At 44.5% G+C, this 17,116-nt stretch carries 12 protein-coding genes; 7 read left to right on the top strand and 5 right to left on the bottom strand.

Translation table 11 applies throughout. The annotated features are described in order from the left end of the window. Positions 1-65: 65 nt before the first annotated feature. Both P3L47_RS12385 and P3L47_RS12390 read right to left on the bottom strand, forming a co-directional pair. Positions 66-1,352 carry a M64 family metallopeptidase gene (locus tag P3L47_RS12385; protein ID WP_277780971.1) on the bottom strand — a complete coding sequence of 429 codons (1,287 nt, stop codon included), beginning with the start codon at positions 1,350-1,352 and terminating at the stop codon, positions 66-68. Positions 1,353-1,630: 278 nt separating this feature from the next. Beyond that, positions 1,631-5,539, bottom strand: a complete 3,909-nt coding sequence (locus tag P3L47_RS12390; protein ID WP_277780972.1) for a hybrid sensor histidine kinase/response regulator transcription factor — start codon at positions 5,537-5,539, stop codon at positions 1,631-1,633. 213 nt (positions 5,540-5,752) lie between these two features. Here P3L47_RS12390 and P3L47_RS12395 point away from each other — a divergent pair, with 213 nt between their 5' ends. The 7 genes from P3L47_RS12395 (at position 5,753) to rseP (ending at position 13,631) form a co-directional block, all read left to right on the top strand. After that, complete coding sequence (locus tag P3L47_RS12395; RefSeq protein WP_277780973.1) at positions 5,753-7,564, top strand: glycoside hydrolase family 2 protein; 1,812 nt, start codon at positions 5,753-5,755, stop codon at positions 7,562-7,564. A 130-nt stretch (positions 7,565-7,694) separates the two neighbouring features. Further along, the gene (locus P3L47_RS12400; protein WP_122360659.1) at positions 7,695-8,294 is read left to right on the top strand and encodes a DUF4290 domain-containing protein; all 600 of its coding nucleotides are present in this window, start codon (positions 7,695-7,697) and stop codon (positions 8,292-8,294) included. Next, entirely contained in the window at positions 8,291-9,595 is a 1,305-nt protein-coding gene (murA, locus tag P3L47_RS12405; RefSeq protein ID WP_277780974.1) for a UDP-N-acetylglucosamine 1-carboxyvinyltransferase, read from the top strand. Before P3L47_RS12400 ends, murA begins: the two co-directional genes overlap by 4 nt. Before the next feature lie 11 nt (positions 9,596-9,606). Beyond that, positions 9,607-10,128: a ribosome maturation factor RimM gene (gene rimM, locus P3L47_RS12410; protein ID WP_277780975.1), complete on the top strand. Its 522-nt coding sequence runs from the start codon at positions 9,607-9,609 to the stop codon at positions 10,126-10,128. A gap of 71 nt (positions 10,129-10,199) precedes the next feature. Next, positions 10,200-11,072, top strand: a complete 873-nt coding sequence (locus tag P3L47_RS12415) for a M23 family metallopeptidase (protein WP_277780976.1) — start codon at positions 10,200-10,202, stop codon at positions 11,070-11,072. A 4-nt stretch (positions 11,073-11,076) separates the two neighbouring features. Next, a complete protein-coding gene (locus tag P3L47_RS12420; RefSeq protein WP_277780977.1) occupies positions 11,077-12,243 on the top strand; it encodes a 1-deoxy-D-xylulose-5-phosphate reductoisomerase in 1,167 nt (388 codons plus the stop codon). A 56-nt stretch (positions 12,244-12,299) separates the two neighbouring features. Then, positions 12,300-13,631 carry an RIP metalloprotease RseP gene (gene rseP / locus P3L47_RS12425; protein ID WP_277780978.1) on the top strand — a complete coding sequence of 444 codons (1,332 nt, stop codon included), beginning with the start codon at positions 12,300-12,302 and terminating at the stop codon, positions 13,629-13,631. 118 nt (positions 13,632-13,749) lie between these two features. On the opposite strand, the gene P3L47_RS12430 is transcribed toward rseP, so the two are convergent. The 3 genes from P3L47_RS12430 to P3L47_RS12440 form a co-directional block, all read right to left on the bottom strand. Further along, positions 13,750-14,469 (bottom strand): tetratricopeptide repeat protein, encoded by a 720-nt coding sequence (locus P3L47_RS12430; protein ID WP_122360653.1) that lies wholly within the window; start codon positions 14,467-14,469, stop codon positions 13,750-13,752. Between the two features lie 234 nt (positions 14,470-14,703). Further along, positions 14,704-15,810, bottom strand: a complete 1,107-nt coding sequence (gene ald / locus P3L47_RS12435; RefSeq protein WP_277780979.1) for an alanine dehydrogenase — start codon at positions 15,808-15,810, stop codon at positions 14,704-14,706. 76 nt (positions 15,811-15,886) lie between these two features. Beyond that, complete coding sequence (locus P3L47_RS12440) at positions 15,887-17,047, bottom strand: glycerate kinase family protein (RefSeq protein ID WP_277780980.1); 1,161 nt, start codon at positions 17,045-17,047, stop codon at positions 15,887-15,889. Between the last annotated feature and the right edge of the window lie 69 nt (positions 17,048-17,116).

Genomic DNA, 17,116 nt, shown 5'->3' on the forward strand with positions numbered 1-17,116 from the left:
TGGATCTTTTGGTTAATATGGATATGAAGGAGGTATGTTGTAACGGCATACCTCCTTCTATTTTTTTAGTAGTCTCTGTCGGATAGAAAATCGATCATTCGAAGAATAGCACGGCTACAGGCCGGACAGAACGGGGCGTAATCGCGCATCATGCAATGATCCATCGGTCGGTAAATTCCTTTGGATATGTAGCCGCCTCCTTCAAATACACCGGGCTTGTCTTTATACGTAGCGTTCAGGGGTGTTGGAACAGGGGTATTGGTGGGTAACAAATCTTTCCACTTGCTGTCAAAATCGACCAGTGTGGTGATATTGGGTTCCCAGGGCTCGTATTCCAGATTGTAGAAATCCTGATAGGCTACTTCGGAAGAGAAATACTCGTCTGCCAGTCCGGCGAAACTATGTCCGAACTCATGGACGAAAACATGCTGCGTTTTTTCGTTATCAGCTGTTCCCATTGCATAGAAATTATACATGCCGCCTCCGCCGTATGTGTCCGTATTGACTAGCAGGAATATAGCATCGCAGGGAACATTCCATACGGCATCGCGGATGGATTTCATATCCGGTGTCGTTAGATAGCGGTCGACTCCGAATGTGTAATATCCGGAATTCAAAGCCGTGTTCTTGTAAATACCTTTGCCGGAAATATCGGTTCCTTTATCTTCTGAAATGAGATTTACAGCCCATACATTAAAGTCTTCCCGGCGTGTAGTATAGGGTGGTGTCTGAAATAATGTTTCAGTGAACTTCTTTGCATCGGCTACAAATTTTTCCTGATCGTCTGCGGTGTAACCTTCAGCAATGAAGACCAAGTCGACCTTTTCTTTAGAATCTCCTTTATATTGGATTTGAGTCACTTTATTGTCTTTCAGTTTACCTCGGTCGATAAAAATACTGGTCGGGTCGATATCCATTTTTAACAGGGAATGAAATTGCATATCCGCTTTGTCGCGTGCTGTGATTTCGACAACGACTGTTGTTTTCGGATAGGGCACTGAGATACTGTTTGTCCATGATTGAGTTTCCGTTTTAGCTTGTTCTGTGCTACGCCATTCTTCAAAAAGTGTGTTGAAGCCGCGCGAATAGATCAATTCGTTATTTGATTTGTCATATATATTGACATAATACCCTCCGTAATTGAATTTGTCGATCAAATTTTTCACGGGACCTCCCCATACAGGTTCTTCCCGCAGTTGCTGTATGGCTGCTGCCTGGAACTGTGTATTTCCGCTTAATGCGAAATCTATCCGCAGGCTTTTGATGGTGAAGTATTTGTCGAACTCATTTTGTGCCAGGCATGTAAGGCTACAAAAACAGGCGATTAGAAGCAGGGAAATTTGTGTTCTCATATTTTTAGTGTTTTATCAGGTGTGATTTGTACGCACAAATATAGTATAAAAAATTAATCCCGGGAAGGACTCCCGGGATTAACCCTCTTCTCTTAGTTATGATGGAACTTTGCACCATCTCACGGCGTATCCCTTATCGCCCTCCTTTTGACTAAATTATTACCTATTATTTATAACACTACATGATTCTGTAGCAAAGTTCGCTTATTCGTTTACCCTTGCCAAACTTATCTGATGGATAATATCTATGAGGCGATAGACTGTATTTATAGGAAGAATTATTCTTTCATAAATTCTGACGGGGTTTTCCCATACTGCTTTTGGAAACAGGTTGAGAAATAAGCCGGCGAAGAAAAACCGGTCTGGAATGCTATTTCGTTGATGCGGCTTTCTCCTTTTTCCATAAGCTGGACCGCTTTTTTTAATCGGGTTACTTTGATAAAGTCGACCGGGGACAGGCCCGATAGCCCTTTTACTTTCCGGTACAGGCTGGATGTACTCATTCCCATTTCCGTGGCCAGCATTTCTACACCCATCGCTTCGTTGGTGATATGTTCTTCCAGATAATTGCTGAGTTTACGGAGGAAAAGATCATCAACTGTGGAGACAGCCAATGTGGTTGCCGGAGTTGCCGGAGTTTCTTTATATGTTTTGGTCAGCATTTCCCGGCTTTTCAGCAAGTTGGCGACCTGGGCAACCAGCAATTCTATCGAGAAAGGCTTTTCCATATAGGCATCAGCCCCGTTATTCAACCCTTTTAACCGGGATTGCAGATTATGCTGGGCAGTCAGCAGAATGAAGGGAATATGGCTGTAGTCGATATCGTTCTTGACTCTGTTGCATAGTTCAAAACCATCCATAACAGGCATCATGACATCACTGATGATCAGGTTGACCGTATGATCTTTTAAAAGAGTAACAGCCTCTTTTCCGTTGGCTGCTTCCCAGACCCGGTATGTTTCTGCCAGCTCTTTCGCAATGAACCGGCGCATATCTTCCTGGTCTTCTACGATCAGGACTGCCGGTTTTGCTGTATCTCTATCGTCGTCATTATCAACGACAGTATTTTCCGTATTCTTTTCGGATGATAATAAATAACAGTCTTCCTGCTTTTTGGGTAAGGTAAGTGTGAACCGGTTCATTCTTTCCGGAGTCTGAGTATAGGTAAGTGAACCATTGTGGAATTCGGCCAACGAACGGGCGAGAGAAAGACCGATACCGCTTCCCTGTTGGTGTTCTGTTTCTTTCAAGCGGTAGAAAGGAGTGAAGATATTTTCTTTTTCAGTGGCAGGTATAAGCATGCCGTCATTGGTTACGGAAATGATAAATTCGTTCTTGTCCTCCTGTATCTGTAATTGCAGAGCGAGATACTTGTCTGAATATTTTATGGCATTGGTCAGCAGGTTATTCATTATCTTGGAGAAAGCCTCCCGATCGATAAAGGCGGAAAATGTTTCATCGGAAATGTCGCAGGCAAATGTTTTATCCTCATGCTCCATAACAGGGAGGAAAGGTTGTAGGATTGTATGAAGCCAAAGGGGGATGTCCGTATTTACGTAATTCAGTTTGAATCCACGGCTTTCCGTTTTCCGGAAATCGAGTAACTGGTTGCTCAGATTCAATAACTGTTGCGTATTTTTTTCTATGATTTGCAGATTCTCCCTGGTCGACGGGTTGCCATCGTTCGATTTGATGATCTTTTCCAATGGGGCTTTGATGAGGGTTAGCGGTGTCCGTATTTCATGCGTGATAAAAGTAAAGAACTGAATTTTTGCATCGTATAGTTCTTTTTCTTTTTTACTTTCGAACAAATCCTGGTTTATACGGTGTTTCTCTTCCAGTTTTGTTTTCTTGTAATTATAAAAGAGGACGATGCAGATAACAATAATCAGGGCGTAGACTAGAAAAGCCCAACCGGTAGCCCAGAAAGGCGGGGTGATGATGATCCGTAACGATTGTTCGTTATCCTGCCATATGCCACTGCTGTTGGTCGATTTCACTTTGAAAGTGTATTTTCCGGGAGAGAGATTGGCAAATGTGACGTTTTTATTCTGATTCATATAGATCCAGTCTTTATCGACACCTTCCAGTTTGTAGGCATAGCGGATTGCATCCGGTGAAGTATAGCTGAGGGCTATATACGACAGAGTAAAAGTAGAAGCATCGTAAGGTAATTTTAAAACTTTCCTGTCTTCGATAGAAGAGGAGGTGAGGTTATGCTTGTTTGCTTCATTATCAGGAAGGTCGATTCCGGTGATATACATAGGAGGGGTGAATATATCTTCTTTGAACCGGGACGGATTGAATGACAGCATCCCGTTAATGGTCCCCATATAAATTGTTCTGTCGGGGGCCTGGTAGGAAGAACTGTAGTTGAACTGTGTCTCATGCAGCCCGTCCTTATAGGTGAAGATTTGCATCCCGTAAGTTTCCGGATTGAACTTTACCAGTCCGTTCGCTGTGGATAACCAAAAATTATGAGAATCGTCTTCAACGATCCGGTAAATGATGTTACTGGGTAATCCGTCTTCGGCTGTGATCCGGTTGAACGATTTGGTCTCCCGGTTGAACAGGGATAATCCATTAACGGTAGTGATCCATATCCTGCCTTTTGAATCTTCAAAAACGGATGTCGTGTTATTGCTGCCGATGCTCTGTGGTTTGTTGATATCGGTGTTGTACTGCTCTGTTTTATTCTTTTCACGCAGGTAATGATAAATACCGTTGGAGGTAGCAGCCCATATATCTCCGCGACTGTCTTCAAATATCTGTCTGGTCAGGGTGTAGATAGTATTCCATTGTGTAAAACTTTCTTTCTGCCTGTCGTAAGACAATATCCCGCTGCCGGTTCCTATCAGAAATTCGTCATTCTTTGTTTTGCAGAAGCAAAGAACGAAATTGTTATTCAGGGTATTATTTGTGTTTTCGCGTGAATAATGTTTGATGATCCTGCCGGTCGGGATATCTAGTACGTCGATCCCTTTATTGAATGTACCTACCCATAATTGATTACCGTCGGCCAGCAGTCCATGGATATTGGTGGCTGACAGGAGATGATTCGGATTGTTGTATGAATAATTTGTTATTTGTCCGTTTTGAGGATTGTAACAGTTGATGCCGTTATCTTCTGTCCCCAGCCATAGATTGCCATATTGGTCCGGTACGATTTCACGGATTGCGTTTCCGGGTAACTGGGGATGTGTCTTTCCTCCGATGAAATAGTTGAACCGATTATATTCTTTCGGCAGGTAACTGATGCCTCCAAAGAAAGAACCAGCCCACATGCCTCCTTCACGGTCACGGGTCAGTGAATAAACGGCATTGTCAGCGATGGCATATTCGTTTGTTAAGGATTTTCGCAGGTTAGTTACCGTCTGATCCAGTATATTATAAATGTAGATGCCTGATTCGGATGCGATCCAATAAGTCATTGTACTGAATGGGGTGATGGCACGTACCTGTATTTCCGGAATGATGTTTATCACACTCCGGTCCTGGTATTTATACAGCAGTAGTCCGGCCTGGTTGGTTCCTGCCAGAATACCTAAGTCTGGAATCTGGCAGATAGCCTGTATGATGGTCTGATTGTCGATCTGTTCTTCATTCAGAAGAGGGTGTTTCTGAAAATTGTCAGTTTCGGATTTGTATGTATACAAGGATTGACGGTCAGAGAACAGAGGATTTCCGTCTTCTGTCAAAGATATGAGAGCCGGGTAGAAATTGTTTTCTGCCGGATAGGTGTGGAAAGTAGTGTCCGATGGGTTGTACCGGACAATCCGGTTATAACCGATGAACCAGAGATGATGATCTTTGTCTTCCGTTACAGCGGAAAACGATTCCGGTACGTTCTGTCTGGGAGACAGCCGAAACGGTTGAAAGGTGTCTGTCTTGTAATCGTAATAACAGGTACCTCCGGCAGTAAATACCCAGATTTTTCCGTCCGAACTTTCAAAAAGATTCCCGATATGATCATTCGGCAGGCTGTTCGGATGAGAAGAATTATGTCTGTATATTTTAAATGTATGTCCGTCGAAACGGTTCAGCCCGTCTTCCGTACCAAACCACATGAATCCCCGCTGGTCTTGTAGTGAGCAATATACCGTATTATGCGATAATCCGTGCTTATTGTTGTAATGCCTGAAATGTGAGTTTTCAGAAACTCCCGGCAGACATATAAACAATAGCATTATATAGACGATTAGCAACGGTATTCTCTTCATATCAAATCATGATAGTGTTTCTCGAAGGCAAAGCTAATAAATAAAAAAAAACAATGATCATTTTGAATGATTATTGAAAGCTTATGCAGGAAAATTGAAAGTCCTTCTGCTTGAAAAAGCGTTCCTTTGTGTCAATAAAAACTACATGCCATGAAAAGGCGTACTTTAATATTTAAGAACATGAAAAAAACATTATTGGTATGTTGTGCTTTGGCACTGACTGTGTGTGCACAGGCTCAATGGAAGCCGGCGGGTGACAAGATCAAGACAAAATGGGCGGAACAAATCAACCCCAAGAATGTATTGCCCGAATATCCTCGTCCGCAACTGGAACGTACGGATTGGGTAAACCTGAACGGAGAATGGGAATATGCCATCAAGCCGAAAGGAGAGGTTGAACCAAAGTCGTTCGATGGAAATATACTGGTTCCTTTTGCTGTGGAATCTTCCTTGTCGGGGGTTCAGAAAGAAGTGGGGGATATGAATGAATTGTGGTATAAACGGACATTCTCTGTTCCGGCTAACTGGAAAACCAAGGATATTGTACTTAATTTCGGGGCGGTAGACTGGAAAGCGGATGTGTTTATCAATGATATTCTGATCGGTTCCCACCAGGGTGGATTTACTCCGTTCTCTTTCAACATCACCCCTTACTTGAATGGCAAGAATAACCAGAAACTGGTTGTACGTGTTTGGGACCCGAGTGATAAGGGATATCAACCACGAGGAAAACAAACTTCCAATCCGGAAGGTATCTGGTACACGCCTGTGACCGGAATCTGGCAGACCGTATGGTTGGAACCGGTGGCGACCAATCATATTACTTCTGTGAAGTCAATCCCGAATATCGATAATGGAACGATGAATGTAACAGTCGGTACATCTGTTCCTTGTAATACATCTATTGTAGAGGTTAATCTTCTCGATAAGGGACAGGTCGTTGCTTCAGCAAAAGGTATTCAAGGGAAAGAACTGCGTCTGGCTGTACAGAATCCTACGCTTTGGGATACCTCCAATCCGTATCTGTATGATATGAAGGTTTCTCTGGTAAAGGATGGTAAAGTCCTGGATAACGTGAAATCATATACTGCTTTCCGTAAAATCTCAGCAAAGAGAGATGCTAACGGTGTTATGCGTATGCAGTTGAATAATAAGAATTTGTTCCACTATGGTCCGCTAGACCAGGGATGGTGGCCTGACGGATTGTATACAGCTCCGACCGACGAGGCATTGCTTTATGATATCATTAAAACAAAAGAGTGGGGATTCAATATGATCCGTAAACATGTGAAGGTGGAACCGTCACGCTGGTATTATCATTGCGATAAAGAAGGTATCCTGGTTTGGCAGGATATGCCGAGCGGTGATATGGGAAACCACTGGGCTCCTCATACATATAACGGTGGTACGGATAAGAATCGTTCTGCAGCTTCTGTGGCAAACTATTATCAGGAATGGAAAGAGATTATGGATCTGTGTGTGTCTCATCCTTCCGTAGTCGTATGGGTTCCTTTCAATGAAGCATGGGGACAGTTCGATACGGAAAAAGTGACCGAATGGACAAAGGGGTACGATCCTTCCCGCCTGGTAAATCCAGCCAGTGGTGGTAACCATCGTGCTTGTGGGGATATCCTCGACTTGCATAACTATCCGGGGCCGAGCATGTTCCTGTATGATCCGCAGCGGGTGACCGTATTAGGTGAATACGGAGGCATTGGTTTACCTTTAGAAAACCATTTGTGGTGGAATAAACGTAACTGGGGATATGTGCAGTTTAAGAACAGAGATGAGGTGACAGCTGAATATGTAAAGTATGCTAATGAACTGAAAGGTATGGTTGACCGTGGTTTCTCTGCTGCCGTTTATACACAGACCACCGATGTGGAAGGTGAAGTAAATGGCTTAATGACCTACGACCGCAAAGAAATCAAGATCAACGAAGCTGCCGTGAAGAAAGCAAACCAGTCCGTGATCAACCAGTTGTCAAAGTAAATAGTCAATCTGAATAAATAATATTTGTTTAGCTGATAGGTTTTGTCCCTATACCTCTTAATGCAGGTATAGGGACATCTTGTGTAAATCAATTAAAATAAGTACATTTGCCGGATAAACGAATATGATAATGAAATATAATACAGAAGAGAAGAAATTGGCTATGCCCGAATACGGACGCAATATTCAGAACATGGTAGACTATTGTGTGGCAATAGAGGACAGAGAAGAACGTAAACGTTGTGCCAATACTATAATTAACATCATGGGAAATATGTTTCCCCATCTGCGTGATGTAAACGACTTTAAACACATTCTATGGGATCATCTGGCTATCATGTCAGATTTTAAGCTGGATATCGATTATCCCTACGAAATTGTAAAGAAGGAAAATCTGTATGCCCGCCCTCCGCGTATCCCGTATAATAACAACCGTATCCGTTATCGTCATTACGGTAAAACGTTGGAGCTGATGATCCGTAAGGCTACGGAGCTGGAGCCGGGCATTGAGAAAGATCAACTTATCAAGTTGTTGGCTACCCAGATGAAGAAATCTTTCCTTACCTGGAATAAAGAATCAGTGGACGACCGTAAGATTTTTAAGGACCTCGATGAATTATCGGAGGGACAGATCGTGCTGGATGAAGAAGTTCATAAACTAGTGGAAAGCCGTGATATCCTGGCACGAAATAATACAAACAAAAAGAATTATCCCCGTAAAAGCCGATGAGTTCATTTGTTATAGAAGGTGGCTATAAGTTATCCGGCGAGATTACTCCGCAAGGTGCCAAAAATGAGGCCTTGGAGGTGATCTGTGCTGTTTTGCTGACTTCAGAGAAAGTAACGATCCACAATGTACCCGATATCCTGGATGTAAACAACCTTATTCAGCTTTTGCGCGACATGCAGGTGAAAGTGGAACATCCGGCAGCCGATACCTATACGTTCCAGGCCGATAACATCGATCTGGATTATCTGAATACGGACGACTTCCTGCGTAAAAGCGGATCGTTGCGTGGTTCGGTTATGATCGTCGGTCCGTTGGTGGCACGTTTCGGCAAGGCATTGATCCCGAAGCCGGGGGGCGACAAGATCGGACGCCGTCGTTTGGATACGCATTTTGTCGGTATACAGAAGCTCGGCGCCTGCTTTAGCTACGATGCCGAACGCCAGTTGTACGAGATCGAAGCGGAGCGTCTCAAGGGTGCTTACATGCTGCTGGACGAAGCTTCGGTAACCGGTACGGCCAATATCCTCATGGCAGCCGTGCTGGCAGAAGGTACTACCACCATTTATAACGCAGCTTGCGAACCCTATTTGCAGCAACTTTCATCCATGCTCAACCGGATGGGAGCAAAGATATCGGGAGTAGGTTCAAACCTGCTGACCATCGAAGGTGTCGATGCCCTGGGAGGAACTACCCATACTATTTTGCCGGACATGATTGAAGTCGGTAGTTTTATCGGTATGGCAGCCATGACCGGATCAGACATCATCATAAAAAATACCGGATATGATATGCTGGGAATCATTCCCGAGTCATTCCGTCGCCTGGGTATCTCTGTTGAACAGGTTGGTGACGATATTCATATCCCAACGCACGATTCATACGAAATAGATACTTTCATCGACGGCTCTATCATGACCATTGCCGATGCTCCCTGGCCGGGATTGACACCTGACTTGCTGAGTGTCCTCCTGGTCGTTGCGACGCAATCCGTAGGTAGCGTGTTGATTCATCAGAAGATGTTCGAAAGCCGTCTGTTCTTTGTGGATAAGCTGATCGACATGGGAGCACAGATTATCCTTTGTGACCCGCACCGTGCGACGGTGATCGGTTTGGGTAACCGTTTCAAACTGCGTGGTTCCAATATGGTTTCACCGGATATCCGTGCCGGTATAGCCCTGTTGATAGCAGCCATGAGTGCGGAAGGAACCAGCCATATCCATAATATCGACCAGATCGACCGCGGATATCAGAATATCGATAAACGTTTGAATAGCATAGGAGCCCGTATTACCCGGCTCTGACAACCTCTGTTATGATAAGAAAAGAAGAAGTTTTTAAGATCGGGCAGTTTGCCAAACCTCACGGGATCAAGGGAGAGATTTCGCTGGTGACGAACTGCGACTTGTTTGATGATGTAGAAGACCCTTGTGTCATTTGCGAGATAGATGGTATACTGGTTCCGTTCTTTATTGAGGAATACCGGTATAAGACCGACACGGTGATGTTGGTGAAGCTGGAGAATGTAAACGACGAGAAGGCCGCCCGCGATTTTACGAACCGTGAAGTCTTTTTCCCGTTAGAGGATGTGGGAGAAGACGACCTGGTAGGCGATATGTCGTGGGACAGTTTTATCGGATATACCGTCATCGATGAGCTACACGGGGAACTGGGTAAGATCACCGATGTGGATGAAACGACAATCAACGTTCTTTTGCAGATCGACCATAAAGGCAACGAAATACTCCTTCCCGCTGCCGAAGAGTTGATAACTTCTGCAGATCATGAAAACAAAACACTCCGGGTTTCCGTTCCCGAAGGTCTGCTTGATTTATAATAACGTTAATTAGAGTAAACAATGCCCGTGTCGATACGGTTTTTGTTACTTTTGCGTTTTAACATAAAAACATGGCACGAAAACAACGAAAGAACAATAAGAAATCATTCTGGCACCGGATCAGGTTCAAATACAAGCTGTCTTTTTTCAATGAAACGACGCTGGAAGAAGTATGGTCTTTCCGTTTGTCACAACTTTCCGCATTTCTTACGCTTGCCCTGTTCGCTTTTATGTTGGTGGGCATCACCTCGCTGATCATCATTAAAACGCCGATACGAAACTATTTGCCGGGCTACCTGGATGTAGAAATACGTAAAGAAATTATGCAGAATGCACTGCGTGCCGATTCGCTGGAGCGGATGATGTCTATCCAGTCGCTTTATCTGGAGAATGTAGCCGGTATCCTGTCCGGTACGATCGAGCTGGATTCTATCCGTCAGATCGATTCCCTGGCGCATGTGGATGCAAACTACGAAATCCCCCGCAGCAAATCGGAAGAAAAGTTTGTCAAGAGTTTTGAGGAAGAAGAAAAATATAACCTGACGGTGCTGAATCCGAATCCGGTTTCTACCGACGGCATCTTTTTCTACAAGCCTGTCAACGGTGTGGTGTCTTCACATTATGAAGCGGATGCCCGTCATTTCGGCGTAGACCTCGTGGCTGCTCCGAAAGAAAGCGTATTGGCGACCTTGGACGGTACGGTGGTATTTACCGGATTTGATCCCAATTTCGGGAATGTGATCCAGTTGCAACACAAAAACGGATTCCTTTCCGTTTATAAACATAATGAATTATTGCTGAAAGAGATTGGCGACCACGTGGTGGCCGGCGAAGCGATCGCTTTGGTGGGAAACACGGGGAAACTGTCTACCGGCCCGCATCTCCATTTCGAGTTGTGGTATAAAGGTATTCCGGTCAATCCTGAAGAATATATAGCTTTTTAAATCGATGAAAAGGACTTTAGCCATATTAGGTTCTACCGGTTCGATAGGGACACAGGCCCTGGAAGTGGTCAGCGAGCATGCCGACTTGTTCGAAGTGTATGCTTTGACCGCCAACAACCAGGTAGATTTACTGATTAATCAGGCACGTAAATATATGCCCGAAGTGGTTGTAATTGCCAACGAACAGAAATATCCCGAGCTGAAAGAGGCTTTGGAAGATCTGCCGATCAAGGTATGGGCGGGTTCGGATGCAATTGCGCAGGTGGTACAATCGGAGCCGATCGATATGGTCTTGACTGCTATGGTCGGATATTCCGGACTGAAACCGACAATTGCCGCCATTAAGGCAGGAAAAGCAATTGCATTGGCAAATAAAGAAACGTTGGTCGTGGCGGGTGAGTTGATCACTTCGCTGGCTACAGAGCATAAAGTTCCGGTCTTGCCGGTCGATTCTGAACATTCTGCCATTTTCCAGTGTTTAGCGGGAGAGTGGGAGAATCAGGTGGAGAAGATTTTGCTTACTGCATCCGGCGGTCCGTTCCGTACGAAAACGATGGAAGAACTGGCTTTAGTAACCAAAGACCAGGCATTGAAACATCCGAACTGGAGTATGGGAGCAAAGATCACGATCGATTCGGCTTCCATGATGAATAAAGGCTTTGAAATGATTGAAGCTAAATGGTTGTTTGGCGTGACACCCGAACAGATCCAGATCGTAGTACATCCGCAGTCGGTCATCCATTCCATGGTACAGTTTGAAGATGGTGCTGTGATGGCCCAGTTGGGTATTCCGGATATGAAGTTGCCGATCAGTTACGCGTTCTCCTATCCGAAGCGCTTGACTAGTAAAGCACCCCGGTTGGATTTTAACCAGTATTCCACGCTGACATTCGAAGAACCCGACATGAAGCGTTTCCGTAACCTGGCATTTGCTTTTGAGGCAATTCGTACGGGAGGGAATATGCCGTGTATTTTGAATGCAGCCAACGAGATCGTGGTCGCAGCATTCCTACGGGATGAGATCGGGTTCCTGCAAATGAGCGATGTGATTGAAAAGACAATGGAAAAGGCATCTTTCATAGCTACACCAGCTTATGAGGATTATGTGGCAACAGATACCGAAGCACGCCGGGTGGCGGCAGAGGTTATGAAAACGATAGCCGGATCGTAAACCGGGAAAGATTATATGAGTAAAAATGAAATAAATTAATACAGACAAATAAATAGATGGAGACATTTTTAATTAGGGCGCTACAGCTCATCCTGAGCTTATCGATATTGGTCCTCGTACATGAGTTCGGACATTTTATCTTTGCCCGTATTTTCAAGGTCCGGGTGGAGAAATTTTATCTTTTCTTTGATCCTTGGTTCTCGTTGTTTAAATTCAAGCCGAAGAACAGTGAAACAGAATATGGTATCGGCTGGTTGCCTTTGGGCGGTTATTGCAAGATATCGGGTATGATCGATGAAAGTATGGACAAGGAAGCGATGTCGCAGCCTGCCAAACCGTATGAATTTCGTTCCAAACCTGCCGGACAGCGTTTGATGATCATGATTGCAGGGGTTTTATTCAACTTCCTGCTGGCTTTGTTTATCTATTCGATGGTACTTTACACCTGGGGCGAAACTTATCTGCCTCTGAAGAATATGCAGCATGGCATGTACTATAGTGAAGCTTTCCAGGAAATAGGTTTTCAGGACGGCGATATTCTATTGAAAGCGAATAACGAAGAGCTGGATCGTTTGGATCAGGCAAGTTTCCGTAAAGTAGTGGAAGCAAATAATGTGACGGTATTGCGTGACGGTGTAGAAACGGTCATTCCTATTCCGGAAGATATGATGCAGCGTTTTATGCGTGAAGGCAAAGGCTTTGCCAGTCCGGAACGTATACCGATGGTCGTAAGGAGTCTGTTGTCAAAAACATCACCGGCTGCGGTTGCCGGTTTGCAGGCAGGTGATAGTATTGTTGCTGTGAATGGGCAGTCAACTCCCTTGCTGGAGGATGTCGCTGAATTATTCGATCAGAATAAAGGACAGAATATAACGCTGAACTTTTATCGTGATAATAAGGAACAATCTGTCGTTCTTCAGTTGGATACAGCCGGAAAGATGGGAGCTTATCTGATGAGATCATCCGATATATATCCGACAGTGACCCGCACATATGGATTTTTCGAATCATTCCCTGCCGGTGCTATGCTGGGGGTAAATACCTTAAAAGGGTATATCAATGATATGAAGTACGTCTTTACGAAAGAAGGAGCATCGAGCCTGGGAGGTTTCGGTACGATCGGAAGTATCTTCCCGACAGTCTGGAACTGGCAGGTCTTCTGGATGCAGACGGCGTTTTTGTCGATCATCCTGGCCTTTATGAATATATTGCCTATTCCGGCTTTGGATGGCGGACATGTGATGTTCCTGCTCTATGAAGTGGTTGCCCGTCGCAAGCCGAGCGATAAATTCCTGGAATATGCACAGATAACCGGTATGTTCCTGTTGTTCGCTTTACTGATCTATGCAAACGGGAATGACATATTCCGTTTCTTCTTCAAGTCCTGACATTAGTGTTAGGGGGCTGAGACTATAGTGCTGTTAGGGGTGTAAAACTCAAAAGGAGTATGCCAAAACGACATACTCCTTTGAAAAGTAAATAACTATTTTAATGCTATTAGTGCGTTTATTTAGCCAACGTTTCGTTGATAGAATCCAGGATTTTCTTTGAGTTAGCGTCTGCTGCATTGATAGCCAGCGCCTGTTCCAGGTATTCTTTTGCTTTCTTCATCTGAACGTCTGCCTTATCTTTTTCAGCTTCATATTTTGCAGGATCAGTAGCAGCAGCCAGAATTTTTGCACCTTCATTATAGAACATAGCTCCTAAACTGTAAAGGGCATTTCCTTTATATTTCGGGTTGCTTACAATCAGGACATCTTTATACAGTTCTTCTGCTTCAGCCACTTTTCCTCCTTTTTGGGCAGCTTGTCCTTGTTTTATACAATATACATAAAGCAATTTTTCCAGGTCTGCATCACCCGGTTTGGCTTTCAGACCAGCTTCAACTGTTGCAGTAAATTCGGCAGCTTTATTCAGGTTACGCAATGACATTGCTTTTCCTGTATAGGCATCGTCGATGTTTTTGTTCTTTTGAATAGCTAAATCATAGTATTTTACTGCATCTTCATATTTCTTGGCTTGAAAAGCAGCGAATGCACAATTAAAAACACGGTCAGCATCTTCGTTGTTAGTTTGTTTCAGGAACCCGTCATACTTAGTAAATGCTTCCGCATAGTTTTTAGCTTTTAATGCTGCATCACCTTCATCACGCAGTTTATCAGCGTCTTGTGCAAATACATTTCCAATACTCAGGCAGAAAGCCAGTAACAAAACAATTTTCTTCATGGTTGTTAAACGATTTAATTTTTATTATTAGTTGCGCTAAGGTAGTAAGCTCTGTATAAGTATCAAAACGATTTTACATTTTTTTGGATATTATAAAAGAATGAGACCTTAATTTAGATTAGAAAGAGAGTGAAAAGGATATGAAATAAGAAGAGTGTTTGAATATAAAGGCTTGTAAATGTAGGTCATACATAATATATGGGGTAAATGCATGACCTACATTTGTTTTTTGAGTTATAATACGGCAGGATAGCAGGGGAGTCCGAATGCTTCGGCTACTGCCGGATAGACTATTTTTCCTTCTATGATATTCAGTCCGGGATAAAGACTCTTGTCTTCTTTGCAGGCTTCTTTCCATCCTTTATCTGCCAGTTCCAGTACATAAGGCAGCGTAGCGTTGGTTAGAGCCAATGTGGAGGTTTGAGGAACGGCACCCGGAATATTGGCTACGCAATAGTGAACGATGTCGTCGACGGTATAGACCGGATCGGCATGTGTTGTCGGATGCGAAGTCTCGAAACAACCTCCCTGGTCGATAGCAACGTCTACCAGGACACTGCCCGGCTTCATTCGTTGCAACATATCCTTTGTTATCAGATGAGGTGCTTTGGCACCGGGGATCAGAACGGCACCGATCACAAGGTCGGTGTATGGAAGCTCTGCCTCGATGTTATGGGTTGAAGAATAAAGTGTTTTTACGTTGGCAGGCATGATCTGCTCCAGGTAACGCAGGCGAGGAAGTGAAATATCGGCTATTGTCACGTCAGCACCGAGACCGGCTGCCATCAATGCTGCACTGTGTCCGACTATACCTCCTCCTAAAACCAGTACACGGGCCGGTTTTACACCCGGTACGCCCCCCAGGAGGATACCTTTTCCACCTTGAGGCTTCTCCAGGAAACGGGCACCTTCCTGTATAGACATGCGTCCGGCTACTTCACTCATGGGGATCAGGAGCGGAAGTGTGCCGTCCGGATTTTCCACTGTCTCATAAGCCAGGCAGATGGAACCGCTGTCCATCATGGCAAGTGTCAGTTTTTCATCTGAGGCAAAATGGAAGTAGGTAAAGACCAGTTGCCCCTTTCGTACCAATGAGTATTCAGCGGCAATCGGCTCTTTTACTTTAACGATCATTTCAGCAATCTGGTAAACGTCGCTTATCGACGGGAGAATCTGTGCTCCGGCTTCTACATAGGCTGAATCAGGAAAACCGCTGTTTTCACCGGCTGTATGTTGTACATACACGGTGTGTCCTCTCTTCACCAATTCTTTAGCTCCGGCAGGCGTAAGCGCTACACGGTTCTCATTGTTTTTGATTTCTTTGGGAATTCCGATGATCATAATGTTAGTCTTTAATAGTTATTATGCTGCAATATACATATAAATCTGACATTATGCTGTAAATGAATGCTTTTTATTACTTATTGACAAAAGGATAGTGGCAAAGATGTAGCATATAACAGATTTGTTCTACCGTTCGGCGGATATTACGGTAGGCGTAGTCGGGCTGCATTGCCTTTTCCAGGGAAATAGGAGCGGGGTGTATAGGGAATATAGCAGACAGACCTGCTTCCCGCAATGCCTTGTCTGCTGTAGTATCCACTTGTCCGGTGATAGCAATGACAGGAATATGCCGTGAAGCTGCAGCACGGGCAATACCGACCGGCACTTTCCCGAATAAGGTCTGCCGGTCCATTCTCCCTTCGCCGGTAATCAGGAGATCGGCTCCCTGTATAAGTTCGTCGAAACGAAGATAGTCCATGATAAGCTCGATACCGGAAGATATAGTGGCTTGCAGAAAAGCAACGCATCCGCCTCCCATGCCGCCGCCGGCTCCTGATCCGGGGAGATAACTAATATCTTTCCCTGTTGTTTCGAAGATAAGTCCGGCAAGATGCTTCATCCCTCTGTCAAGTATCTTGATTTGTTCTTCATCTCCGCCTTTTTGCGGACCGAATATGCAGGCTGCTCCCTGCGGACCATAAAAAGGATTGGTTACGTCGGTTGCTATATGAAATGTACAATCCTGTAATTCCGGCAGTTGATTTTGTGTGTCGATATGGCGGATGGCAGAAAGACTTTTTCCTCCTTTTTCCACTTCTTTTCCCGTATCGTCTGTAAAGCGAACACCTAAAGCTTGCATCATCCCTGTTCCTGCGTCATTTGTGGCACTGCCGCCTACACCGATAATGAAGTTGCGACAGCCCCTCTTTATGGCATCGGCTATCATTTCTCCCGTTCCATAAGTCGTCGTATTCATGATATTTCCCGGTTTCAAGGGAATCAGATTCAGTCCGCTGGCAGCCGACATTTCAATGATGGCCGTTCGTCCGTCTCCCGTCATACCGTAACCGGCATGAATGGGTTGCATTAAAGGGTTGTGCACCGGCAGGGTTATTTTTTTCCCCTGTGTCGCATCTACCAGTGCTTCCACGGTCCCTTCACCGCCATCGGCTATAGGAACTTTGATCACTTCACATTCGGGCAACGTATTGAATATCCCTTCTTCCACTGCCTTTGCGATGGAAGAGGAGGAGAGGCATCCTTTAAAAGAATCGACGGCGATAACTATTTTCATTTTCTATCTGTTTGGATGGGGTAAAGATACAAAAAAGGGCAGCTTAACCAGTAAGCTACCCTTTCTATC

It is taken from the genome of Parabacteroides chongii (assembly GCF_029581355.1).
GTDB lineage: Bacteria > Bacteroidota > Bacteroidia > Bacteroidales > Tannerellaceae > Parabacteroides > Parabacteroides chongii.